This is a genomic window from Pantoea sp. EA-12, assembly GCF_030053355.1.
Taxonomy (GTDB): Bacteria; Pseudomonadota; Gammaproteobacteria; order Enterobacterales; family Enterobacteriaceae; genus Pantoea; species Pantoea vagans_C.
On record NZ_JASGBY010000007.1, the window covers coordinates 130,232 to 155,119 of the forward strand.

A 24,888-nucleotide genomic window follows, 5' to 3' on the forward strand; every position below is an offset into this window, starting at 1 on the left:
ACAACAGAAAAGCAATTCTGAAGCTTCCAGGAAAAAATTTGCCTTAAAAGTGTGACGCAGATCACACTTTATCTAAAATTTCGCGCCACTCACGTTGTATGTAGAAATCAGACGATATAGATTTGCGTTGTTTTCGGATTAGTCTTAAAAAACTGTAAGCAGACGTCACGGAAGATGGTTACAACTCAAGAAAAGAATGGCCTGGAGTTTTGACTACTACTGATCAGTGTCCCGGCGGGAAGTGAAACAGTTCAGTACACGTTGGCTTTGCCTGATTATTTTTTGCCATCTTTAGATTTACCAACCAGCAACCCGAACCATAGAAACTTTAATTCTGTGGCCGTATATGTGTCGCGTCTATCAGGATGGAAAAAATGGGTACATCAGAATTACTAAAACATATATATGACATCAATCTGTCATATTTGCTTCTTGCTCAGCGTTTAATTAACCAGGAAAAAGCTTCAGCAATGTTTCGTTTAGGCATCGATGAATCGATGGCAGATGCATTGTCGCAATTAACTTTGCCGGAAATGGTGAAGTTAGCAGAAACCAACCAATTGGTTTGCCAGTTCCGCTTTACTGACCACAATCATATTAATCGTTTGACACAAGAGTCACGCGTGGATGACTTGCAGCAAATCCACACCGGTATTTTATTATCCAGCCGTTTACTGCGGAGCGCCTCGAAAGATGATGCTTCTGCGAAGAAGAGGGCGGTGTAATGACCGAAAAAAGTATTGTTCAGGAAGCGCGCGATATTCAGCTTGCTATGGAGCTGATTACATTGGGCGCGAGACTGCAGATGCTGGAAAGTGAAACCCAGCTGAGCCGTGGTCGCCTGATTAAACTGTACAAAGAGCTGCGTGGTGCGCCACCACCGAAGGGTATGCTGCCATTCTCTACCGACTGGTTCATGACCTGGGAACAAAATATTCACGCATCCATGTTCTGTAATGCCTGGCAGTTTTTGTTGAAGACCGGGCTGAGCAATGGTGTGGAAGCCGTTATCAAGGCGTATCGCCTGTATCTTGAGCAATGTCCGCAATCGGACGAGGGCCCGCTGTTGGCGCTAACGCGCGCATGGACCCTGGTGCGATTCGTTGAAAGTGGCATGCTGGAACTGTCCGACTGCAAATGTTGTGGGGGTAGCTTTATTAACCACGCTCATCAGCCGGTGGGCAGCTTTGTCTGCAGCCTGTGCCAGCCGCCATCACGTGCCGTAAAAAGACGTAAACTTTCTGCAGATTCTGCCGATACCTTTCCACAACTGCTGGATGAACAGGTTAAACGCGCCGTTTAAAATTGTTCGCATCGTGGAAAGCATCCAGCAGCGGTTAATCCCGCTGCTTTTTTTTTGCCCACGATCACCGAATAACACCTGCGGCTCTCTGGCTTAACTTCTACCAACACGTTACGGACGTAAGGATTTTTTGTGCTGATTATTCTGGGTTATATCGTGGTCGTCGGCTCCGTGTTGGGCGGCTATATGATGGTCGGTGGCCATTTGGGCGCACTTTATCAACCTGCTGAACTGATCATTATCGGCGGAGCCGGTATTGGTGCCTTTTTGGTAGGTAATAATGGCAAGTCGATCAAAAAAACGTTAAAAGCGCTGCCTTTGTTAATGCGCGGCTCGAAATATAACAAATCCGTATACATGGATTTAATGGCTCTGCTATATCGCCTGATGGCAAAATCACGCCAGCAGGGCATGCTGTCATTAGAACGTGATATTGAAGACCCAAGTCAGAGTGAAATCTTCGCTAACTATCCGCGTATTTTGTCCGATAAACAGTTGGTGGATTTTATTACCGACTATTTACGGTTAATGGTGAGCGGGAATATGAACGCGTTTGAAATTGAAGCGCTGATGGATGAAGAGATCGAAACCTACGAGCACGAGTGTGAAGTGCCCGCGCAAAGCTTATCGGCAATGGGTGATGGCTTGCCCGCGTTCGGTATCGTGGCGGCCGTTATGGGCGTGGTGCACGCACTGGCTTCAGCGGACCGTCCAGCAGCTGAGCTGGGTGCACTGGTTGCCCACGCGATGGTGGGGACCTTCCTCGGTATTCTGTTGGCCTATGGTTTTATTTCGCCGCTTGCTTCGGTATTGCGTCAGAAGTGTGCTGAAACCACCAAGATGATGCAGTGCGTGAAAGTCACGTTGCTTTCGAGTCTCAATGGTTATGCACCACAGATTGCCGTGGAATTTGGCCGTAAGACGCTTTACTCCAGCGAGCGTCCATCGTTCTCGGAACTGGAAGAGCACGTACGTAACGCTAAAAACCCAGCGAAACAGACCTCGGATCAGAATTCATGAAAGCGGGTAATCGCCCCATTGTGCTGGTTAAAAAGCGCAAACATAAAGGTCATCATGGTAGCCACGGCTCGTGGAAGATTGCCTATGCCGACTTTATGACGGCGATGATGGCGTTCTTTATGGTGATGTGGCTACTTTCTACCGCCAGTCCCAAAGAGTTGATCCAGATTGCAGAATACTTCCGTACACCGCTGAAAGTGGCGTTAACCGGCGGACAGCGCAGCAGTGACAGCGAAAGCCCGATTCCGGGTGGCGGTGATGATCCGACGCGCAAAGACGGTGAAGTGAAGAAAGTGGTTGATATGGATGCGCAGAAGAAAAAGCTGGAAGAGATTCGCCTGAATCGACTGCGCGAAAAGTTAGACCAACTGATCGAGGCCGACCCGCGTCTGAAAGCCATGCGTCCGCACTTGATCATAAATATGGTTGAAGAAGGGTTACGCATCCAGATTATTGATAGCCAAAACCGCCCGATGTTTAAAACCGGTAGCGCGGAGGTGGAACCGTACATGCGTGACATCCTGCGTGCCATTGCCCCGGTGTTGAATGATATTCCTAACAAAATCAGTCTGGCGGGTCACACTGATGACTTCCAGTATGCCAATGGCGATCGTGGCTACAGCAACTGGGAATTGTCCGCCGATCGTGCCAATGCTTCACGCCGTGAACTGGTGATTGGCGGACTGGATGGCGGAAAGATGCTGCGTGTTGTCGGTATGGCCGACACCATGAAGCTGAAAAACCGCGGAGCCAATGATGCCGTCAACCGCCGTATCAGTCTGCTGGTGTTGAACCACGACACCCAGGCTGCGATTGAAAAAGAGAACTCTGAAAGCGATGCCGCGCAGGTAACTGACCCGGCACAAATTATTCCCGACATTACCGCACCCACCGGCCCGGCAGCCTCCACTGCACCGGCAGGTTCAACCGCGAAGCCGGCAGCGCCGACCAACGTGGTGACACCTGCTCCAGCGGATAAGCCAGCGGCGAGCGCGGTGACACCAGACCAACCCTCACAGCCGAGGTGATCCCGTGAGCATGGACATCAGCGATTTTTACCAGACGTTTTTTGATGAAGCCGATGAGCTGTTAGCGGATATGGAGCAACACCTGTTGGGATTGGATCCCCAGGAGCCCGATTCCGAGCAGTTGAATGCCATCTTCCGCGCCGCCCACTCCATCAAGGGCGGAGCCGGTACATTTGGCTTTACGGTTTTACAGGAAACCACCCACATCCTGGAAAACATTCTGGATGGTGCGCGCCGCGGCGAAATGCAGCTGAGCACCGACATCATCAACCTGTTTTTGGAAACCAAAGATATTATGCAAGAACAGCTCGATGCCTATAAAACGGCGCAGGAACCGAATGCAGAAAGCTTTAAATACATCTGCGAAGCACTGCGTCAGCTGGCGCTGGAAGCCAAAGGCATAGCGCCTGAAGCACCGAAAGTGGCCGAAGTGGTGGAAATCGCCGCCCCTGTTGCAGCGGCTGGCCTGCGCTTAAAACTGGTGGATTTGAAAGAGAAAGAACCCGAGTTGATGCTGGAAGAACTCGGTAACCTGGGTACCGTCAGCAACGTAGTGAAAGGCGCGAACACGCTGGAAGCCACCGTTGATGGCGTGGGCAAAGATGACATCGTCGCGGTGCTGTGCTTTGTGCTGGATGAAGCGCAGATTCAGTTCCCTGAGGGCGCGGTAGCAGAAGCGCCAGCTGTGGCGGAAGCCGCACCTGCACCAGTACAAACCGCCACCGTGACAGATATTACGCCGCCCGCTAAACGCGAAGCGAAACGCGCGGCAGCGCCGGCAAAAGCCAGCGAATCCAGCAGCATCCGTGTTGCAGTTGAGAAGGTCGATCAGTTGATCAACCTGGTCGGCGAATTGGTTATTACCCAATCGATGCTGGCGCAGCGCTCAGGCGCACTGGACCCGGTGGCACACGGTGACCTGCTGAATAGCATGGGTCAGCTGGAGCGTAATGCCCGTGACCTGCAAGAGTCCGTGATGTCGATTCGTATGATGCCAATGGAGTATGTCTTTAGCCGCTTCCCACGTCTGGTGCGCGATCTGGCCAGCAAATTGGGTAAAGAAGTGGAACTGACGCTGCTCGGCAGCTCCACCGAACTGGATAAGAGCCTGATTGAACGCATCATCGATCCGTTAACGCACCTGGTGCGTAACAGTCTCGACCACGGTATCGAAACCCCAGAGAAACGTCTGGCTGCCAACAAAACGGGCGTCGGTAACCTGACGCTGTCAGCGGAACATCAAGGCGGCAACATCTGCATCGAAGTGATAGATGACGGTGCCGGATTGAACCGCGAGCGTATTCTGGCCAAGGCCATGTCTTCAGGCTTGCCGGTCAGCGAAAACATGAGCGATGAAGAAGTCGGCATGCTGATCTTCGCGCCTGGCTTCTCAACCGCTGAGCAGGTCACCGATGTATCCGGCCGTGGCGTGGGTATGGACGTGGTGAAGCGTAATATTCAGGAGATGGGCGGACACGTTGAGATCTCCTCGAAGCAAGGCAAAGGCACCACCATCCGCATTCTTCTGCCGCTGACGCTGGCGATTCTGGACGGCATGTCAGTCCGCGTCGCAGATGAGGTCTTCATCCTGCCGCTCAACGCCGTGATGGAGTCACTGCAGCCTACCGCAGAAGAACTGAAACCGCTGGCCGGTGGCGAGCGCGTGCTGGAAGTGCGTGGCGAATACTTGCCGCTGGTTGAGCTGTGGAATGTGTTTGAAGTGCAGAACGCCAAAACCGATGCCACCCAAGGCATTGTGGTGATTCTGCAAAGCGCAGGCCGCCGTTATGCACTGCTGGTCGATCAGCTGATTGGTCAGCATCAGGTGGTGGTGAAGAACCTGGAAAGCAACTATCGCAAAGTGCCGGGCATTTCTGCTGCCACCATCCTCGGCGATGGCAGCGTGGCGCTGATTGTGGATGTCTCTGCACTGCAATCGTTGAACCGTGAAAAGCGTGTGGCCGGTGCCGCAGCATAATAGATAATTAAAGGGCAAAAAAATGACTGACATGGCAACCGTGACCAAAATCGCTGGCGAAACCGTGGGCCAGGAATTCTTAGTTTTCACTCTGGGTGACGAAGAGTACGGCATCGATATTCTGAAAGTGCAGGAGATTCGCGGTTACGATCAGGTAACGCGCATCGCCAACACCCCAGAGTTCATCAAAGGTGTGACCAACCTGCGTGGCGTGATCGTGCCTATCATCGACCTGCGCGTGAAGTTTGCGCAGCAGGATGTGGAATACAACGAAAACACCGTGGTGATCGTCCTGAATCTCGAACACCGTGTGGTGGGTATCGTGGTAGATGGCGTGTCTGACGTGCTCTCTCTGACGCAGGATCAGATTCGCCCGGCACCGGAATTCGCGGTGACCATGTCCACTGAATACCTGACCGGTCTGGGTGCGCTGGGTGAGCGTATGCTGATTCTGGTCGACATCGAAAAGCTGCTGAGCAGCGAAGAGATGGCGCTGGTGGATACACTGCGTAGCGCGTAATGCCCTAAACGGGTCGCTGCTCTGCGGCCCGTTATCATCACTTGGCTAAATTAATTCCTTGTAATTCAACAAAAAAATCCCAAAGACCCTACATTTACCCTCAATATTCCTCGCCATGGGTCGATAACTGTACTGCGTCATTTTTCTTCTTTTTCCAGGGCAAACTATGTTTACAAGAATCCGTGTTGTCACCAGTTTATTGCTGGTGCTATTGGTATTTGGTTTTCTGCAACTGGCATCCGGCTCGCTGTTTTTTAAAGCGCTGAGTGATGACAAAAACAGTTTCAACGTTTCACAGCTGGCGAGTAAAAACACGGCTGCCATCAACGATGCCTACATGAGTCTCAACCAGAGCCGTGTGGTGCTAACCCGCATTCAGTTGCGTATGGCCACCAGCAAACTGAACGGTTCTGAGCCGGATATTGCTGGCCTGTATGACGACAGCAAAGCGTTTCAGAAAAGTGCAGCGGACCATTACCAACTGTTTAAAGCGACGCCAGATACACCGGGGCAGGACGTCGAGCTGAACAAGCATCTGGATCAGACTTACAGCGCTTATGCCAGTGCACTGAGCCAGATGCAGGACGCGCTGCTGGCGAAAGATTTGGTACTGGCCGGGAAAGTGCCGGTAGCACCAAGTCAGAGTGCGTTCCTGAAAGATTACAGCCAGTGGCGTGCCGATCAGGATCGATTGACTGAAGCCGGTGTGCAAGCCAACGTATCGGCTTATGAGCATATGATGTGGTTGCTGGGTGCGGTGATGGTGGTAGTGATTGCCGTGATTGCGCTGTGCTGGGTGGGTTTACGCAAGGTATTGATTAAACCGCTTAACGACAATATTCAACACATCCAACATATTGCGCAGGGCGACTTGACGCAGACCATCGCGATTGAAGGTCGCAATGAGATGACGCAGTTAGCGACCAGTCTGCATGATATGCAGCAGTCGCTGGTGCGCACTGTCAGCAACGTGCGTGATGGTTCTGACGCCATCTTCACCGGTGCCAGTGAAATCTCAGCGGGTAACAATGATCTCTCTGCACGTACTGAAGAGCAGGCGGCATCGCTGGAGCAGACCGCTGCCAGCATGGAGCAGCTCACCGCCACGGTGAAACAGAACGCCGAAAATGCCCGTCAGGCATCGCAGTTGGCGCTCAGCGCGTCCGAAACGGCACAGAAGGGCGGCAATGTTGTGGCTGGCGTAGTGCGTACCATGAGCGATATCGCCGGAAGCTCGAAGAAAATTGCCGATATCATCAGTGTGATTGATGGCATCGCTTTCCAGACCAATATTTTGGCGCTAAACGCGGCGGTTGAAGCGGCCCGTGCCGGTGAGCAGGGGCGTGGTTTTGCCGTGGTCGCGGGTGAAGTTCGTAACCTGGCACAGCGCAGTGCACAAGCTGCTAAAGAGATTAAGAGCCTGATTGAGGACTCGGTAAGTCGTGTCAACAGCGGCTCTGAGCTGGTGGGCACCGCGGGTGACACCATGAGTGAAATCGTCAGTGCGGTGACGCGTGTAACCGACATTATGGGCGAGATCGCCTCTGCATCGGATGAGCAGAGTCGCGGTATTGATCAGGTCGGCCAGGCGGTCACCGAAATGGATCGCGTGACACAGCAGAATGCTTCGCTAGTGGAAGAGTCTGCCGCCGCAGCCGCGTCACTGGAAGAGCAGGCCAGCCGCCTGAGCCAGTCTGTGGCGGTGTTCAAGGTTGCGCGCGCAGCACAGCCTGCAGTGGCCAGCGCAGTGGTTCGTCATCCACAGATTGCGCCACCGGTGTTAAGTGCGCCGCGTAAGGCCGTGACGGCACCTGTAAGTGACAGCAACTGGGAAACCTTCTAACCGATTGCGGGAGTAGGCGGACGGCACAAGTGCCGCACCCTACAGACGGCAGGTCAAAGCCTCGCTGAGAATGGATAACAACGATGCGCCTTTATCGCTCCTGCGGTAAAGGCGCATTTTTTTTAATGACAATTTCTTTAGTTATAAAACTCTGTAAAGAAACTTATTGGCAGAATTATATTTCGTAAAAGCCGTTAAAGCCCCTCAAATTTTAACAACTGCGGTCGATAACAGCGGAAGCCGAAACGCATCATCCTCTGGAGAACCCATGTTAAAACGAATTAATGTCGTCACCAGCCTTATCACCGTCTTGCTGGTGTTTGGCGCTTTGCAGTTACTGTCGGGCGGGCTGTTCTGGTCTGCCTTACAGAAAGATAAAGAGGCGTTTGCCGTCGCGCAGACCTCCACCAATAACGTTGGCGCGATGTCCGATGCCTGGATTGAGCTCAACCAGACCCGTACCGTATTGAACCGCGCCATGCTGCGCATGCAGGGCACTATGGCGGCACAGTCCAACGGCGGTCAGCTCCAGGCGCTGATTGCGCAAACGGAAAAGCAGCTGGATGTCGCCGCAGGGCACTATCAGCGTTATTACGATCTGCCAGGCACGCCAGGTTTACCGGACGCGTTGCGCGACCGGCTGGAAGCGGACTACGCGGCGTTTAACGATGGCTTAAAAGCGATGCTGGAACGCCTGAAAGCCAACGACCTGCAAGGTATGTTTGCGCAGAATATCGAAGCCAAACAGGTGAAGATGAAAGCAACCTACGCAGAGTGGCGCACCGCACAAAGCGCTCTGGCGGCAGAAGGTGTGGCGCAGAACCAGCGCGCGTTCCACACCATGATGTGGCTGCTGGCGTTTGTTGCGCTGGTGGTGGTGTTTGTCATTGTTGGCTGCTGGTTTGGCTTGCGCAGCGTGTTGATCCAACCGCTGCATCAGCTGCTGGGGCATATTCGCCATATCGCTTCTGGCGATCTGACGCAGAACATCACGGTGGAAGGGCGCAATGAGATGAGCCAGCTGGCGGCCAGCCTGCATGAGATGCAGCAGTCGCTGGTACGAACCGTCAGCAACGTGCGTGACGGTTCCGATGCCATCTTCACCGGAGCGAGTGAAATTTCAGCGGGTAATAACGATCTCTCTGCACGTACCGAGGAGCAAGCGGCCTCGCTGGAGCAGACGGCAGCCAGCATGGAGCAGTTGACCGCTACCGTGAAACAAAATGCGGAGAATGCCCGTCAGGCATCGCAGTTGGCACTGAGCGCTTCCGATACGGCACGTAAAGGCGGAGAAGTGGTCGATGGTGTGGTGCGTACCATGCATGACATCGCAGGCAGTTCGAAAAAAATCGCCGATATTATCAGCGTGATCGACGGTATTGCGTTCCAGACCAATATTCTGGCACTCAACGCCGCGGTTGAAGCCGCACGTGCGGGTGAGCAGGGGCGTGGATTTGCCGTGGTGGCGGGTGAAGTGCGTAATCTGGCGCAGCGCAGTGCCCAGGCCGCGAAAGAGATCAAAGGATTGATTGAAGATTCCGTCAACCGCGTCAATAGCGGTTCACAGCTGGTGGGCACCGCCGGTGAAACCATGAACGATATCGTCGGGGCGGTCACTCGCGTCACCGATATTATGGGCGAGATTGCTTCAGCGTCTGATGAACAGAGCCGGGGAATCGATCAGGTCGGTCAGGCCGTCACTGAGATGGACCGCGTGACACAACAGAACGCTTCGTTGGTGGAAGAGTCCGCTGCTGCTGCGGCTTCACTGGAAGAGCAGGCCAGCCGCTTGAGCCAGTCGGTGGCGGTATTCCGCGTGCCGCGTGCTGCGCAAGCAGAGGCGGTAGTGCGTCATCCGCAGATCGCGCCGCAAGCCGTGAAAACACCACGTAAAGCAGTGACAGCACCGGTGAGTGACAGCCACTGGGAAACGTTTTAAGCGTTGAGCGAGGGGGGATTCTACCCCTCTCCCGCTCACCCACGCTTAGAGCCAATTTATCCCGATTCCTCCCTAATTCCCGCTGGTCCAACCCGTCACATCATCCGTAAAGATCCCCCCGCGAAGGCCGATAACAGGAGCGATCCGCCAACCAATGAGGTGTTTATGTTTAGTCGTATTCGAGTCGTTTCCGGGCTGTTGTGTGTGCTGGCCTTATTTGCCTTGCTGCAGCTGTTTTCCGGAGGGATGTTTTTTACCACGGTGAAAGCCGATAAAGAGAATTTTGCTTACAACCAGCGTCTCAGCACGCTGCAACGGGCAATGGGCACCTCTTGGGTATCACTGGTTCAGGCGCGTAACACGCTGAACCGTGCAGGGATCCGCTATCTGCTGGACAGCCAGCAGGCTGGCTCAGGCGCGACCGTGAAAGAACTGGTGGCACTGGCCAATGAGGAGTTACAAACCGCTGACAAAGGATTTGCTGAGTTCAACGCTAACTTGTCTGAGAAAGGCAAGTCTGCCGAAAACGTGCTGACGTTACAGGCGAACTATAAAGCCTTCCGAGGTGCACTGGCTGAGCTGATTGATTTCCTGGGTTCAGGAAATTTCAAAGGTTTCGTCGACCAGCCGACGCAGGGTTTCCAGAATAAGTTTGAAACCGATTACAACGCCTGGCTGGCCCACAACATCGTATTAGCCAGGCAGGGTATCGATGCCAACGAAAGCGCTTATCAACACTCGATCATGCTGGTACTCGGCACGTTGCTGGTGACCTTCCTGGTGATTCTGCTGGTGTGGAATGGCATGCGTAACGTGCTGATTCGCCCTCTGAAACAGAGTATTGAGCATATCCGCCATATCGCGCGTGGCGACCTCACGCAGCAGATTGATGTCAGCATGCGTAACGAGATGGGTGAATTACTCAGCTCGCTCCAGCATATGCAGCAAGAGCTGTCGAACACCGTGCGTACCGTGCGTGATGGTTCAGACGCCATTTACACCGGCGCCAGTGAAATCGCCATGGGCAACAACGATCTCTCCTCTCGCACCGAGCAACAGGCAGCTTCGCTTGAAGAGACCGCCGCCAGCATGGAGCAGTTAACCGCCACGGTGAAACAGAACGCTGAAAACGCCCGTCAGGCTTCACAGCTGGCGCTGACCGCTTCAGAAACGGCACAGCACGGCGGCAAAGTGGTCGATGGCGTGGTCACCACCATGAAAGAGATCACCGGCAGTTCGAAGAAAATTGCCGACATTATCAGCGTCATTGATGGCATCGCCTTCCAGACCAATATCCTGGCACTGAACGCCGCGGTTGAAGCCGCGCGTGCCGGTGAACAGGGCCGTGGTTTTGCGGTGGTCGCGGGCGAAGTGCGCAGTCTGGCACAACGCAGCGCCCAGGCAGCAAAAGAGATCAAAGGCCTGATTGAGGATTCGGTGAGCCGTGTGAACACCGGTTCGGTGCTGGTAGAAAGCGCCGGCGAAACCATGACAAACATCGTTAATGCCGTCACGCGTGTGACCGACATTATGGGCGAAATCGCCTCTGCGTCCGATGAGCAGAGCCGCGGGATCGACCAGGTGGGCTTAGCGGTGAACGAAATGGATCGGGTGACGCAGCAGAACGCCGCGCTGGTGGAAGAGTCCGCGACGGCAGCGGCGGCACTGGAAGATCAGGCCAGCCGACTGAAACAGTCAGTTGCAGTGTTCAATATTGGTAAAGAATTTGTAGCTCAGGCCGTTAACGTTACTACAGCGCCAAAAATTTTGCGTTCAGCCGCGCCAAAAGCGCTGGCGCAACCGGCAGGTATACGTAACGCGGACGAAAACTGGGAAACCTTTTAATCCGAGTGGCCGCCGCAAGGCGGCCCAACTGGCAGCACAGCAGTAACCGCAGTATCACAATTTAATCAGTTTGTTGCCGGGTGACCTGACATGAAGAAATCGACGTTATTGGATCAAAGTGAAGCGACAACGCTGCTCTCGCAAATGGTGCAGCGCCTGCCGCTCTCAGATACTCATTTTCGTCGTATCAGCCAGCTGATCTATCAGCGCGCAGGTATTGTGCTGGCCGATCATAAGCGGGAGATGGTTTACAACCGCTTAGTGCGCCGTTTGCGCATGCTGAATATTGATGATTTTGGTCGTTATCTGGCGTTGCTGGAGCAAGACCAGAACAGTGCTGAGTGGCAGGCGTTTATCAACGCGCTGACCACCAACCTGACCTCATTTTTCCGCGAGGCGCACCATTTTCCGATCCTCGCGGATCATGCGCGTAAGCGCAGTGGCAGTTACAGCGTGTGGAGTACCGCTGCCTCAACCGGTGAAGAGCCGTACTCCATCGCCATGACGCTGGCGGAAACCCTAGGCACCGGACCGGGTAAATTCCAGGTGCACGCCAGCGATATCGATACGCAAGTATTGGAAAAGGCCGTGGCGGGTGTCTATCGCCAGGAAGAGCTGCGCACCTTGTCGCAATCACAGCTGCAGCGTTTTTTCCTGCGCGGCACCGGGCCACATGAAGGCATGGTGCGTGTGCGCTCTGAGCTGGCTGGCATGGTGAACTACTCGCAGTTGAACCTATTGGCTAACGACTGGGCGTTACCGGGACCGTTTGACGCGATTTTTTGTCGTAACGTGATGATCTATTTCGATAAAGAGACGCAGGAAAAAATCTTGCGCCGTTTCGTGCCCCTGCTGAAGCCGGGCGGTTTGTTGTTTGCCGGCCATTCAGAGAACTTCAGCCAGATCAGTAAAGAGTTCTGGCTGCGTGGACAGACAGTCTATGGATTGACCAAGGAAAGACGATGAGCAAAATCACCGTAATGTGCGTGGATGACTCTGCGTTAATGCGCCAGTTGATGACCGAGATCATCAATAGCCATGCCGATATGGAGATGGTCGCGACGGCACCGGACCCACTGGTGGCGCGGGATTTAATCAAACAGTACAACCCACAGGTGCTGACGCTGGATGTGGAAATGCCGCGCATGGACGGCCTCGACTTCCTGGAGAAGCTGATGCGTCTGCGCCCGATGCCGGTGGTGATGGTCTCTTCGCTGACCGGAAAAGGTTCGGAAGTCACCCTGCGCGCGCTGGAGTTAGGTGCGGTGGATTTTGTCACCAAGCCGCAGTTGGGTATTCGTGAAGGCATGTTGGCTTACAGCCAGATGATCGCTGACAAAATTCGTGCCGCGGCGCGGGCGAAATTGCATGCGCGGCCTGCCACGCCAGCCCAAGTGACGCTGAAAGCCGGTCCGTTGCTGAGTAGTGAAAAACTGATTGCCATCGGATCGTCAACTGGCGGCACAGAGGCCATTCGCCATGTGCTGCAGCCGCTGCCTGCCACCAGTCCAGCACTGCTGATCACGCAACATATGCCACCGGGATTCACGCGTTCCTTTGCCGAGCGTCTGAACAAGCTGTGCCAGATCACCGTGAAAGAGGCAGAAGACGGCGAGCGTATTCTGCCCGGTCACGCCTATATCGCGCCTGGTGCGATGCACATGGAGTTAGGCCGTAGTGGCGCAAACTACGTGGTGAAACTTAATGATGGACCGCCCGTGAACCGCCATAAGCCGTCAGTTGACGTGCTGTTTCGCTCGGTTGCGGTTCATGCAGGACGAAATGCAGTGGGCGTGATTCTGACCGGGATGGGGAATGACGGTGCCGCCGGGATGCTGGAAATGCATCGCGCGGGTGCCTGGACCATCGCGCAGGACGAAGCCAGCTGCGTCGTATTTGGTATGCCGCGCGAAGCAATTGCGATGGGCGGTGCCAGTGAAGTCGTCGATTTAGGACACATCAGCCAGCATATGCTGGCGAAAATTAGCGCCGGACAGGCATTGCGAATTTAACGAGCCGGTCCTGCCGGACAAGACAACACAGGAGTAGATATGGCTGATAAAAATATGCGCTTTTTGGTGGTGGACGATTTCAATACGATGCGTCGTATCGTCCGTAACCTGCTGAAAGAGCTGGGATTCAATAACGTTGAAGAAGCAGAGGACGGTGTAGATGCACTGACTAAACTGCGTGCTGGCGGCTTTGATTTTGTCGTCTCTGACTGGAATATGCCAAACATGGATGGTCTGGAACTGCTGCAGACGATTCGTGCCGATGCCGCACTGAGCAAACTGCCGGTGCTGATGGTGACGGCAGAAGCGAAGAAAGAGAACATCATCGCAGCCGCACAAGCCGGTGCCAGCGGATACGTCGTGAAGCCATTTACTGCGGCAACACTCGAAGAGAAATTGGGCAAAATTTTCGAAAAACTGGGTATGTAAGGAGATGTGATGAGCGACCTTCCGAAACCAACCGAAGAAGCCTCGGCACACGACATTATTGCCCGTATCGGCTCGCTGACGCGCATGTTGCGTGACAGCCTGCGCGAATTGGGGTTAGACCAGGCGATTGCCGAAGCGGCGGAAGCGATTCCGGACGCGCGGGACCGTCTGGATTACGTGGTGCAAATGACGGCGCAAGCAGCAGAACGTGCGCTGAACTGCGTAGAAGCTGCGCAGCCACACCAGGACCAAATGGAATCCAGCGCCAACCAGCTGAAAGGCCGTTGGGATGCGTGGTTTGAAAATCCGATTGAACTGACTGATGCGCGTGAGTTGGTTTCGGATACGCGTCAATTTTTGACCGACGTACCGGGGCACACGTCTTATACCAACAAGCAATTGTTGGAAATCATGATGGCGCAGGATTTCCAGGACCTGACCGGTCAGGTAATCAAGCGCATGATGGATGTGATCCAGGAAATCGAACGTCAACTGCTGATGGTGCTGCTGGAGAATATGCCAGAAGCCAATGCAGCGGCGCGTAAAGATGCCAGCAGTCTGCTGAATGGTCCGCAGATCCACGCCAATGCACCCGGTGTGGTGGCGAACCAGGACCAGGTCGATGACCTGCTGGATAGCTTAGGGTTCTGATGCGGCGGGCGGTCAACTGGCCGCCTCTACAGGCCACAACAGGTCCCATTTTCGTCAGCCGCCGTTAAAATACGGCGCGCTTTTTCATCTCTTCAACACCCGCCACCAACACCTGCACACCCAACGCCTCAAATGCCGCAATCTGTGCTGCAGTAATCCCGCTGTCCGTGATCAAATAATGAATTTTGCTCCATTCGCACGGCAGCGCGAACATCGACACCTTATCGATTTTGCTGGAGTCCGCCACCACGTAAACCGTACTGGCGGAGTTGATCATCGCCATTTTCACTTTGATGTCGGTTTCACTCGGGAAGCTGAGGCCGAGACGTGGCGAGATACAGGCGGTGGCGAGAAACAGTTTTTCTGCCAGCACGTTCTCGAAGAAGGAGGCGGCTTTTTCCCCTGAGGTGGAGAGCGTCGGGAATTTAAAGGTTCCCCCCGTCAAAAGGATATTGATTCCGGGCTCCCCACCAAGTTTCAATGCGATATTTACCGCCGTGGTGATCACTGATAAACGACGGATATGCCCAATCGCCTCAGCAATCGCGGTGGTGGTGGTACCGGAATCGAAAATCACCGTATCGCCATTTTCCACATGCTGCGCCGCCAGGCGGCCAATGGCTTCTTTTTCATCGAGATGTGTCTGACGTTCCAGCAGCAGTGCGCCCGTATTCTGTTTACCGGTCATGAGGGTGGCACCACCGTGATAGCGCTGAACGTGCCCGGCCTTTTGCAGCATGCGTAAATCAGTGCGGATGGTGGCTTCGGTCAGGCCAAAGGTATCGGTCAAGGCTTTTACCGTGACGGTGCCGTCTTCACGGATCATCTCCAGGATCTTCTCACGGCGCTGTTGCATATCAGCCAGCTGCTCAGTTTTGCTTTTCAATCGAAATGCTCCCTCTTTCCAATCACGGTCTGGTTTTACCCATAAGAAAACCCGAAATGATTTTACTCTGCGCCTTACGGATTTGCGAGGCGGCCTGCACAAATGTACATTTTCGAATGAAAATGAGATAAAGCCATGAGATTGATTTCTCATTGCCTCTGTAGCCAATATTTCTATGTCAAAATTGCCATATATCGGTCATTTATAGTTAAAACAACAAGATAAAATTAATTCACATCATTTGTATGAAATTTGATCTCCTCCACAAACCATTGCGAAACGATAGCTTATATTTTTGTTCGAAAATCAATAAAGCCATGTACTCACACGGCCAGACATTATCAGAGCTGCCGAGCACGCACAGGAGAGAGAGGATGAGTGGGGAATACGATGTCAACCTGCGCTACGGCGTAAACACCGACCTGGATTTAACCGGCAAAGTGGCGGTGGTCACTGGCGGGCTAGGTGGGATTGCCATGGCGAGTAACGCCATGTTGCTGGAGAAAGGGGCAAGGCTGGCACTGCTATACCCGCCTTTCGAAAGTGACAAAGTGGCGGCAGTGCAAGATCAGTTCTCCGCCGATAGCGTGCTGCTGGTGTGCTGCGATGTGACTGACGCTGCATCTGTCGAGGCGGCTTTTGAACAGGTTGAACAGCACTATGGCCATATCGATATTCTGGTGAACTGCGCCGGTTATGTGATGTTGCAGCCGGTCCTGGAAACCGACGTTGCCGAATGGCAAAAGCAGATAGCCGTTAACCTCACCGGGCCTTTCCTTTGTTCACAAGCGGCGGGCAAGCGCATGGTGCGCGCCGGTAAGGGCGGCAAAATCATCAATATCGCTTCTCAGGCTGCGTCTATCGCCATTGATAACCACGTGGCTTACACCTCCGCAAAAGCCGGTTTGCTTGGCATGACCAAAGTGATGGCGAAAGAGTTCGCGCCGCATCGCATCAACGTCAACACCCTGTCACCCACCGTGGTACTGACCCCGATGGGGGAAAAAGCCTGGCGAGGTGAGAAGGGCGAGCAGATGAAAAAACTGATCCCTTTAGGCCGCTTTGCTTACACCGATGAAATCGCCGCCGCCGTGCTGTTTTTCGCCAGCAACGGCAGCGACATGATCACCGGCGCAGATTTAATGATCGATGGCGGTTTCACCATCTGGTAACACCGCGCCAGCACCAGTATGGCCTCACCCCTACCATAACGACAAAACAATGAGAGAACACGAAGATGAAAAAACGTACCCTGCTGTTCACCGCCATTGCCAGTTGCCTGTTTGCTCAAGCCAGTTTCGCTGCCGATAAAGGCACTATCATGATTCTGGTTAACTCCCTTGATAACCCTTATTACGCTTCCGAAGCCAAAGGTGCCAACCTCAAAGCACAAGAGCTTGGCTATAAAACAAGCGTGCTGTCGCACGGCGAAGATGTGAAAAAGCAAAGTGAGTTGATTGATGCCGCTATCGGTAAAAAAGTGCAGGGGATCGTGCTGGATAACGCCGACTCAACCGCCAGCGTAGCCGCCATCAAGAAAGCAAAAGATGCCGGTATTCCGGTGGTGCTTATCAACCGTGAAATCCCGGTGGATGACGTGGCGCTGGTACAAATCACGCACAATAACTTCCAGGCCGGTTCCGATGTCGCCAACGTGTTTGTTGAGAAAATGGGCGAGAAGGGCAGCTATGCCGAGTTGACCTGCAACCTTGCTGACAACAACTGCGTGACGCGTTCTAAATCCTTCCACCAGGTGCTGGACCAATACCCCGACATGAAAAGCGTGGCGCGTCAGGATGCTAAAGGCACCCTGATTGATGGCAAGCGCATCATGGACAGTATCCTGCAGGCGCATCCCGATGTGAAAGGGGTGATTTGCGGCAACGGTCCGGTGGCATTAGGCGCAATTGCCGCGCTGAAAGCCGCAGGCCGCACCGATGTGACGGTAGTGGGCATTGATGGCAGTAATGATGAGCGTGATGCGGTGGAAAAAGGCGATCTGAAAGCCACTGTGATGTTACAGGCACAAGCCATTGCCGCGCAGGGTGTGACGGACCTCGACAACTTTATCCAGAAAGGCGTCAAGCCAGAGAAACAGCGCGTGATGTTCCGGGGCATCTTGATCACCCCAGACAATGCCAAAGGCGTACAGGACTTCAACTTCAAGTCGTAATTAATCATCGGTACGCCCGCATTGCGGGCGTCCAGGAGTAAATGATGCACAAACGACTCTGGTTACTGCTTCCTGTCGTGATCCTTAGCGGTTGCCGAATTGTGTCGCAGCAGGAGCTGGCCGACCTGAAAAATCCCCCGAATCCTAAGATGGCCAACATTGCACAGACCTGGCAGCAAAAACTGGTGCCGCAGGTCGAGCATGATGCGAAACCGGTCGCTGAGCTGCTGAATGCCTTGAAATCGACCAACGATTTTGACAGCGCCTGTAAAACCTATGGCTACCGTTCGCAGGAGGAGAACCCCTGCGTATTCAGTGTCAAGGTGAGTGGCGAAGTGACGGCAGTCAACACCACATCACGTAACGGCCGCATGACCGTGAAGGATGTCTCCGGTGACGATGTGACGGTGCAAATCGGCCCGATTTTCCCAGGCACGGTTCTGCGTGATGCCTACAAAGGGGCAAGCTATCAGGATTTCAACGATCAGGTGCTGTTCGGTGATTACAGCCGCGCGATAAACCAACAAGCGGCCACCATGATGAATAACTTCAAGCCGAAGGTGGGCGATAAAGTTCAGATATCTGGTGTGTTTAGCAGTTTTGATATCCCACAGCAGGTGCCGAATGTGACGCCCGCTGCCATCACCCGGCAGTAAGGAGCGGGCATGCAGAATCCTCAATCGGACGTGATTATCGAGACCCGCAATGTGTCACGCATTTATCCCGGCGTGACGGCACTCGATCAGGTGAATTACCGCGTCTATCGCAACAAAGTGAATGTGCTGATCGGTGAGAACGGTGCGGGCAAATCCACCATGATGAAGATGCTGGCGGGGGTCGAAACACCTTCCTCGGGCGACATTCTGTTGGATGGCGAAGTGGTCACACTGAACTCGACGCATCAGGCGGAAAAACACGGTATCAGCATTATTTTCCAGGAGCTGAACCTGTTCCCCAACATGAACGTGATGGACAACATCTTTATTGCCAATGAGTTTTTCCAGCGTGGCGTGATCAACGAGAAGTATCAGTACGCGCTGGCGAAATCCCTGCTGGAACGACTGGAGCTGGATGTCGATCCTTATGCGCCTTTAGGGGAACTGGGCATCGGCCATCAGCAACTGGTGGAGATCGCGCGGGCGCTGTCGAAGGACACGCGCGTGCTGATCATGGATGAACCCACCAGCGCACTGAGTCAGTCCGAAGTGAAAGTGTTGTTCAACGTCATTGACCAGCTCAAACGCCGCGGTGTCACCATCATTTACATTTCGCATCGGCTGGAAGAGTTGATGGAGATTGGTGACTACATCACCATTTTTCGTGACGGGCGCTTTATCAGCGAGCGCGATGTGCGTGACGCATCGGTGCCCTGGATCATTGAACAAATGGTGGGCGACAAGAAAAAGCACTTTGATTACCAACCGGCCCCGCAGGGTGAAACCGTATTGAACGTCAACGGCCTGACCGCGCTGCACCAGAACGGCGGCTACAAGCTGAATGATGTGTCGTTTTCACTGCGCAAAGGGGAGGTGATCGGGATTTATGGCTTGTTGGGGGCGGGACGCACTGAGCTGTTTAAAGGGCTGATTGGCATGATGCATTGCCAGTCTGGCAGCGTCAGCCTCAATGGTGCCACGCTGGACAAAAGTAATTTCCAGCAGCGGCTGAAAAAAGGCATCGCTTTAGTTCCCGAAGATCGACAGACCGAAGGCGTGGTGCAGCTGATGTCCATCACCGCCAACATGACCTTGAGCGACCTCAGCCTGCGCGGTTTTCGTCGCGCCTTGCGGCTGCTCAATCCACAAAAAGAGCAATCGCGGGTGGATGAAATGATTGGCCACCTCGCCATCAAGGTCAGCGACCCTGAACTGCCAATCACCTCCTTAAGCGGCGGCAACCAGCAGAAAGTGGTGTTGGGTAAGGCATTGATGACCGGTCCGCAGGTGGTGTTGCTGGACGAGCCAACGCGCGGCATTGATGTCGGCGCGAAAACCGATGTTTACCACTTGATTGGCAACCTCGCACAGCAGGGTCTGGCGGTGATGTTCTCCTCTTCTGAACTGGACGAGGTGATGGCACTGGCCGATCGCATTTTGGTGATGGCGGATGGCCGCATTACCGCCGATTTACCGCGCAGCGCGGCGACACGTGAAGCCCTGATTAGCGCCTCGACGCCGCATGATTGAGCCGCAGGAGAATAACCGATGAACCAGAAATACCTGCTTTATATGTACTTACTTAAGGCGCGTACCTTTATCGCCTTACTGATCGTGGTCGGCTTTTTCAGCTTTATGGTGCCGAATTTCCTGACCACCTCCAATTTGCTGATTATGACGCAGCACGTGGCCATCACCGGTTTACTGGCGATCGGGATGACGCTGGTGATCCTCACTGGCGGTATCGACCTCTCAGTGGGTGCCGTAGCGGGGATTTGCGGCATGGTCGCAGGGGCGTTACTCACCAATGGTGTGCCGCTGTGGGGTGGCAATACGCTGTTCTTTAATGTCCCGGAAGTGATTCTGGTGGTGGCGCTGTTCGGTATCGTGCTGGGCTTAATCAACGGCGCGGTGGTCACCCGTCTCGGTGTGGCGCCATTTATCTGCACGCTGGGCATGATGTACGTGGCGCGCGGTGCGGCACTGCTGTTTAACGATGGCAGCACCTACGCCAATCTGGTCGGTATGCCTGCACTGGGTAATACCGGTTTTGCTTTTCTCGGCTCTGGCAGTCTGTTAGGCATTTATATCCCCATCTGGCTGATGGTGGGCTTCTTACTGCTGGGCCTGTATCTGACACGAAAAACACCGCTGGGGCGTTACATCTATGCCACGGGTGGCAATGAATCCGCTGCTCGTCTGGCGGGTGTGCCAATCATCAAAGTGAAAGTCTTTGTGTACGCCTTCTCAGGCCTGTGTGCCGCGCTGGTGGGACTGATCGTTGCCTCGCAATTACAAACCGCACACCCGATGACCGGCAACATGTTTGAGATGGATGCCATCGGGGCAACGGTATTGGGCGGGACAGCGCTGGCGGGAGGCCGGGGTCGTGTATCAGGCTCGATCATCGGTGCCTTTGTCATCGTCTTCCTCGCGGATGGCATGGTGATGATGGGCGTCAGTGATTTCTGGCAAATGGTGATTAAAGGGCTGGTGATTGTCACCGCCGTGGTTATCGATCAGTTCCAGCAAAAATTACAAAGTAAGGTGGTGCTGCTGCGCAGACATGAAAAAAAGCAGCAATCGGCCGCCCTGCCTGAAGCAACGCATGGATAACAGGAGGCAATATGACACGCGATTTTAGTGGAAAGACAGTGGTGATAACCGGCGCATGCCGTGGCATAGGGGCCGGCATCGCCGCCCGATTTGCGCGCGATGGGGCAAAACTGGTGATGGTGTCAAACTCAGAGCGGGTCTTCACCACGGCAAAAGAGATTGAAGAAAAGTTTGGCAGTGAAATCTTACCGCTACAGGTGGATGTCACCGATGAGGCCGACGTGCAGCGCTTGTATCAGCAGGCCGCCGAGCGTTTTGGCACCATCGATGTCTCAATCCAGAATGCCGGGGTGATTACCATTGATCGCTTTGACGCCATGCCGAAAAGCGACTTTGAAAAGATTCTGGCGGTCAATACCACGGGTGTCTGGCTGTGCTGTCGCGAAGCGGCCAAGTACATGGTGAAGCAGGGCAGCGGCAGTTTAATCAACACCTCGTCAGGGCAGGGAAGGCAGGGATTCATCTACACGCCGCACTACGCTGCCAGCAAAATGGGGGTGATTGGTATCACCCAGAGCCTGGCGCTGGAGTTAGCGCCCTGGCATATCACCGTCAACGCCTTCTGCCCCGGCATTATTGAAAGCGAGATGTGGGATTACAACGACCGCGTGTGGGGGGAAATCCTCAGCAGTGACAAAAAGCAGTACGGTAAAGGAGAGTTGATGGCCGAGTGGGTGGAAAATATTCCGCTGAAGCGCGCCGGACAACCCGAAGATGTGGCCGGACTGGTGGCTTTCCTCGCCTCTGACGATGCACGCTATATCACCGGGCAGACCATTAACGTGGATGGCGGTCTGATATTTTCGTGAGTCAGATCAGTTGTGAGAAGCAAGTGTTGTTCCAGGCTTAAAAATTGCGCCTTTTTATCAAAGCGCAATGAAGCTGATGAGCAAGCAGGTGTCGCACCGGGGCAGGCATCCGCAGCGCTGAGCTGAGCGAGTCTGCCAGGAGAGCCCGCAGGAAGCGGGCGAAAGGTGGCGCTGGAACAGGGATGTTCCATCGGCACCGGTCCGTGAGGCAGACGAGTGAAGTGAAGGCACCGCGTTAGCGGCGCGAGGACCGCCAGCCCCGGTGCGACACCTGCTTGCGTTACCACCCTTTTTATCATCCCTAACTTTCTTACCTCAACATATCAGTATGTAAAATATCCGAATTACCCCGGGGTTTTCGGCATCAACGGCAGAATGTGCTAGGGTATTCCAGTAGGAATTTGTGATCTACCTCTAATTCTTAACTGGATAAAAGCCTGTTTTTGTTATGTTACCTGTTTTGTTTACCTTCAAATCTCTGCGCATCCTGCCCGCTGTTACGGGCTTAATCTTGTCGGCGCCAGCTCTGGCTCTGGTGACGGATACACATGTCACAGAAACGCCCTTCAGCGATCCAACACGCTTTCAAAAAATGGCGGATGCGCTGCCTGCGCTGGGCTACGAGGATCAGAATGCCGCGTTCAGTAAACAGTTGGCAACCATCGCAAAAAGCATTGGTGAGGCAAGCCAGGACAGCAGCAATGACAGTACTTTTGGCCATCAGGCGGGAATTTGGGCCTTCAACCATTTTCGTGATGAAGTGGGGGATCGTGTTGTCGATGAAGGGCAGTCGCTGCTGTCACCCTATGGTAAAGCGCAGATCGACTTCAACGTCGATATGGACGGCAACTTCACCGGTAGCGGAGCGTCCCTGCTGACGCCGTGGGCCGATCGTTACCAATATCTCACCTTCAGTGAAGTGGGTTTCCATCAAACCGATGACGGGCTGGTGGGCAATCTGGGACTGGGACAGCGCTGGACGGCAGGAAAATGGCTACTGGGCTACAACGGCTTCGTCGACCGGATGTTCAACAGCGGGTTGCAGCGGGCATCACTGGGAACAGAAGCCTGGAGCGATTACCTACGCTTCTCCGCTAACTACTACACCCCACTTTCAGGCTGGCAAAACCGCGATCCTTTTCAACAGCAGCGGCTGGCGCGCGGTTACGATGTCACGACGCAAGGTTACTTACCGTTTTATCGCCAGCTAGGCATGTCGGTGAGTTGGGAGCAGTATCTCGGCAACGACGTGGATTTATTTAATACCGGTAACAGCTACCATAATCCGTCGGCATTGACCTTTGGTGTCTCCTACACGCCGGTGCCACTGGTCACCTTCTCTGCCAGCCATAAAACCAGCAATGAAGGTGAGAGCCAGGATCAACTTGGCCTGCATCTCAACTATCGCTTTGGCGTGCCGCTCAGCCAGCAACTCAGTGCCGATAACGTGGCCGAGGCGCGATCGCTGCGCGGCAGTCGGTACGATATGGTCACCCGCAACAGCACGCCGGTGATGGAGTATCGCCAGCGTAAAACCCTATCGGTGTTCCTCGCCACGCCGCCGTGGCAGCTTAACGGCGGGGAGAGCCTGCCGCTGAAGCTACAAATCCGCAATGCCAACCCGATTACTAGAGTGGTCTGGCAGGGTGATACGCAGGCACTTAGCCTGACGCCGGGCAGCAACCCTAACGATCCGCAGGGCTGGAGCATCATCATGCCCGCATGGGACGCCACCTCAGGTGCCAGCAACCGCTATCGTCTCTCGGTGACATTAGAAGACAGTAAAGGCAGCCGCGTAACGTCAAACTGGATCACGCTGCAGCTTCAGGAGCCCTTCTCGATTGACTCAGGAGAGGACAACCGCTTCAACGTCATGGCGCCATAAATAAGAAAAGGGCAGCTTGCGCTGCCCTTGGCTCATACCCAGCCGACACTAGCCGGTATGCAATGAGGGACGTTCAATTAGAACTGATACACCAGACCCACAGCAGTGATGTCATCGGTGTTCAGACCCAGCGGGTTGTTATCTTTCAACAGGGTGATGCGGTATTCAGCATACGCAGACATGTTTTTGTTGAAGTAGTAAGTTGCACCCACTGAGGCGTATTTGATGATGTCAGCATCACCAATGCCTTCAATGTCTTTACCTTTCGATGAAACGTAAGCCACAGATGGACGCAGACCGTTAAGGAACTGATACTGTGCAACCGCTTCAAAGTTAACGGCCTTGTTAGCAAAACCACCGGTGATTGGTGTGGCGTTATAGGTTTGGCCGTAGATGGTTGCCAGGTAAATCTGGTTTGCATCATATTTCAGGCCGGTTGCCCAATGCTGAGCTTTATCACCGTCACCGCGTGCAGCTTGGTTCTGCGTGGTGGTACGGTCCAGGCTAGCGTACGCGCCAACCAGGCTCAGGCCGAAATCGAAGTCATAAGAGGTAGACAAGGCAAAGCCATCGCCATTCGAACGACGTACCGCGATAGTTGAATCGGTGCGGTCATTTTTACCTTCATACTGCGCCGCAAAGTTCCAGCCTTTCACCAGACCGAAGAAATCTTTGTTGCGCCAGGTCAGCACGCCCGTTGAACGGCCAGACAGGAAGGCATCGGTGTAACCCGAGTCACCGCCGAAGTACGGCAGCATATCGGTGTAACCCAATACGTCGTAAACCAGACCGTAGTTACGACCGTAGTCGATTGAACCGAACTGAGCGATTTTCAGACCCGCAAAACCCAGACGGGTTTTGTTACCGGTGTTGGCATCGCTGCCTTCAGAGTTGCTCAGGCTGTACTGGTATTGCCACTGACCATAACCGGTCAGTTGGTCATTAATTTTGGTTTCGCCTTTAAAGCCAATACGGGTGTAAGACGCGACTTCGCCATTTTGGCTGTCGTTGTCAGAGAACAAATGCGAAACGTTAATTTTGCCGGTCAGATCCAGCTTGTTGCCATCTTTGTTATAGATTTCGGCGGCGTGAGCCGAAGAAAGTCCCAGCAGTAAAGGCATCACTGCTGCCAGTAAAGAGCGCTTCATCATTTATTATTTACCCTGTGATATTTTTTAATTGTATCCCCGCTTTCGGGGTGAAAAGAAAATGACACAAAAAGTTCAAGATCAAAAGTGCAATATATGTAACTAAATATTACTGATTGGCTTTTTGTGTGATTTTTAATCTTAACT

At 53.8% G+C, this 24,888-nt stretch carries 22 protein-coding genes; 20 read left to right on the forward strand and 2 right to left on the reverse strand.

Going from position 1 to position 24,888, the window contains the following annotated elements; translation table 11 throughout:
* The first annotated feature begins 374 nt into the window (after nucleotides 1-374).
* The 13 genes from flhD (at nucleotide 375) to cheZ (ending at nucleotide 14,568) form a co-directional block, all read left to right on the forward strand.
* Nucleotides 375-725 (forward strand): flagellar transcriptional regulator FlhD, encoded by a 351-nt coding sequence (flhD, locus tag QMZ30_RS12750; RefSeq protein WP_039333407.1) that lies wholly within the window; start codon nucleotides 375-377, stop codon nucleotides 723-725.
* Complete coding sequence (gene flhC / locus QMZ30_RS12755; protein WP_039333405.1) at nucleotides 725-1,303, forward strand: flagellar transcriptional regulator FlhC; 579 nt, start codon at nucleotides 725-727, stop codon at nucleotides 1,301-1,303. Before flhD ends, flhC begins: the two co-directional genes overlap by 1 nt.
* A 132-nt stretch (nucleotides 1,304-1,435) precedes the next feature.
* Complete coding sequence (gene motA / locus QMZ30_RS12760; protein ID WP_283227663.1) at nucleotides 1,436-2,323, forward strand: flagellar motor stator protein MotA; 888 nt, start codon at nucleotides 1,436-1,438, stop codon at nucleotides 2,321-2,323.
* Entirely contained in the window at nucleotides 2,320-3,351 is a 1,032-nt protein-coding gene (gene motB, locus QMZ30_RS12765) for a flagellar motor protein MotB (RefSeq protein ID WP_283227664.1), read from the forward strand. The genes motA and motB overlap by 4 nt, the downstream gene beginning before the upstream one ends.
* Nucleotides 3,352-3,361: 10 nt before the next feature.
* Complete coding sequence (cheA, locus tag QMZ30_RS12770) at nucleotides 3,362-5,329, forward strand: chemotaxis protein CheA (RefSeq protein WP_283227781.1); 1,968 nt, start codon at nucleotides 3,362-3,364, stop codon at nucleotides 5,327-5,329.
* A 22-nt stretch (nucleotides 5,330-5,351) separates the two neighbouring features.
* Nucleotides 5,352-5,849 (forward strand): chemotaxis protein CheW, encoded by a 498-nt coding sequence (gene cheW, locus QMZ30_RS12775; protein ID WP_039337364.1) that lies wholly within the window; start codon nucleotides 5,352-5,354, stop codon nucleotides 5,847-5,849.
* Nucleotides 5,850-6,015: 166 nt separating this feature from the next.
* Nucleotides 6,016-7,692 (forward strand): methyl-accepting chemotaxis protein, encoded by a 1,677-nt coding sequence (locus QMZ30_RS12780; RefSeq protein ID WP_283227665.1) that lies wholly within the window; start codon nucleotides 6,016-6,018, stop codon nucleotides 7,690-7,692.
* Nucleotides 7,693-7,960: 268 nt separating this feature from the next.
* On the forward strand, nucleotides 7,961-9,631 hold the full coding sequence (locus QMZ30_RS12785) for a methyl-accepting chemotaxis protein (protein ID WP_283227666.1): 1,671 nt from the start codon (nucleotides 7,961-7,963) through the stop codon (nucleotides 9,629-9,631).
* A 165-nt stretch (nucleotides 9,632-9,796) separates the two neighbouring features.
* Nucleotides 9,797-11,476, forward strand: a complete 1,680-nt coding sequence (locus QMZ30_RS12790; RefSeq protein ID WP_283227667.1) for a methyl-accepting chemotaxis protein — start codon at nucleotides 9,797-9,799, stop codon at nucleotides 11,474-11,476.
* A gap of 90 nt (nucleotides 11,477-11,566) precedes the next feature.
* Nucleotides 11,567-12,442: a protein-glutamate O-methyltransferase CheR gene (gene cheR / locus QMZ30_RS12795; RefSeq protein WP_039337373.1), complete on the forward strand. Its 876-nt coding sequence runs from the start codon at nucleotides 11,567-11,569 to the stop codon at nucleotides 12,440-12,442.
* Nucleotides 12,439-13,488, forward strand: coding sequence for a protein-glutamate methylesterase/protein-glutamine glutaminase (locus tag QMZ30_RS12800; RefSeq protein ID WP_058972361.1), 1,050 nt, complete (start codon nucleotides 12,439-12,441; stop codon nucleotides 13,486-13,488). Before cheR ends, QMZ30_RS12800 begins: the two co-directional genes overlap by 4 nt.
* A gap of 39 nt (nucleotides 13,489-13,527) precedes the next feature.
* Entirely contained in the window at nucleotides 13,528-13,917 is a 390-nt protein-coding gene (cheY, locus tag QMZ30_RS12805) for a chemotaxis response regulator CheY (protein ID WP_007892562.1), read from the forward strand.
* Nucleotides 13,918-13,926: 9 nt separating this feature from the next.
* Entirely contained in the window at nucleotides 13,927-14,568 is a 642-nt protein-coding gene (cheZ, locus tag QMZ30_RS12810) for a protein phosphatase CheZ (protein WP_283227668.1), read from the forward strand.
* A gap of 64 nt (nucleotides 14,569-14,632) precedes the next feature.
* Here cheZ and QMZ30_RS12815 read toward each other — a convergent pair whose 3' ends face one another.
* Nucleotides 14,633-15,454 (reverse strand): DeoR/GlpR family DNA-binding transcription regulator, encoded by an 822-nt coding sequence (locus QMZ30_RS12815; RefSeq protein ID WP_283227669.1) that lies wholly within the window; start codon nucleotides 15,452-15,454, stop codon nucleotides 14,633-14,635.
* 374 nt (nucleotides 15,455-15,828) lie between these two features.
* Here QMZ30_RS12815 and QMZ30_RS12820 point away from each other — a divergent pair, with 374 nt between their 5' ends.
* The 7 genes from QMZ30_RS12820 to QMZ30_RS12850 all read left to right on the forward strand — a co-directional run bounded on the left by QMZ30_RS12820 (nucleotide 15,829) and on the right by QMZ30_RS12850 (nucleotide 23,593).
* Nucleotides 15,829-16,626, forward strand: coding sequence for a GolD/DthD family dehydrogenase (locus QMZ30_RS12820; RefSeq protein ID WP_059109797.1), 798 nt, complete (start codon nucleotides 15,829-15,831; stop codon nucleotides 16,624-16,626).
* Nucleotides 16,627-16,691: 65 nt separating this feature from the next.
* Nucleotides 16,692-17,627, forward strand: a complete 936-nt coding sequence (locus QMZ30_RS12825; RefSeq protein ID WP_283227670.1) for a D-ribose ABC transporter substrate-binding protein — start codon at nucleotides 16,692-16,694, stop codon at nucleotides 17,625-17,627.
* A 44-nt stretch (nucleotides 17,628-17,671) separates the two neighbouring features.
* Nucleotides 17,672-18,283, forward strand: a complete 612-nt coding sequence (locus QMZ30_RS12830) for a DUF2291 family protein (RefSeq protein ID WP_058972357.1) — start codon at nucleotides 17,672-17,674, stop codon at nucleotides 18,281-18,283.
* 9 nt (nucleotides 18,284-18,292) lie between these two features.
* Nucleotides 18,293-19,813 carry a sugar ABC transporter ATP-binding protein gene (locus tag QMZ30_RS12835; protein ID WP_283227671.1) on the forward strand — a complete coding sequence of 507 codons (1,521 nt, stop codon included), beginning with the start codon at nucleotides 18,293-18,295 and terminating at the stop codon, nucleotides 19,811-19,813.
* Between the two features lie 18 nt (nucleotides 19,814-19,831).
* Entirely contained in the window at nucleotides 19,832-20,899 is a 1,068-nt protein-coding gene (locus QMZ30_RS12840) for an ABC transporter permease (protein ID WP_039328841.1), read from the forward strand.
* An 11-nt stretch (nucleotides 20,900-20,910) separates the two neighbouring features.
* Complete coding sequence (locus QMZ30_RS12845) at nucleotides 20,911-21,708, forward strand: SDR family oxidoreductase (protein ID WP_283227672.1); 798 nt, start codon at nucleotides 20,911-20,913, stop codon at nucleotides 21,706-21,708.
* Between the two features lie 448 nt (nucleotides 21,709-22,156).
* On the forward strand, nucleotides 22,157-23,593 hold the full coding sequence (locus QMZ30_RS12850; RefSeq protein WP_283227673.1) for a YchO/YchP family invasin: 1,437 nt from the start codon (nucleotides 22,157-22,159) through the stop codon (nucleotides 23,591-23,593).
* A gap of 77 nt (nucleotides 23,594-23,670) precedes the next feature.
* Here the strand turns inward: QMZ30_RS12850 and QMZ30_RS12855 are convergent, their stop codons facing one another.
* Nucleotides 23,671-24,744 (reverse strand): porin, encoded by a 1,074-nt coding sequence (locus QMZ30_RS12855; RefSeq protein WP_283227674.1) that lies wholly within the window; start codon nucleotides 24,742-24,744, stop codon nucleotides 23,671-23,673.
* Nucleotides 24,745-24,888: the final 144 nt, after the last annotated feature.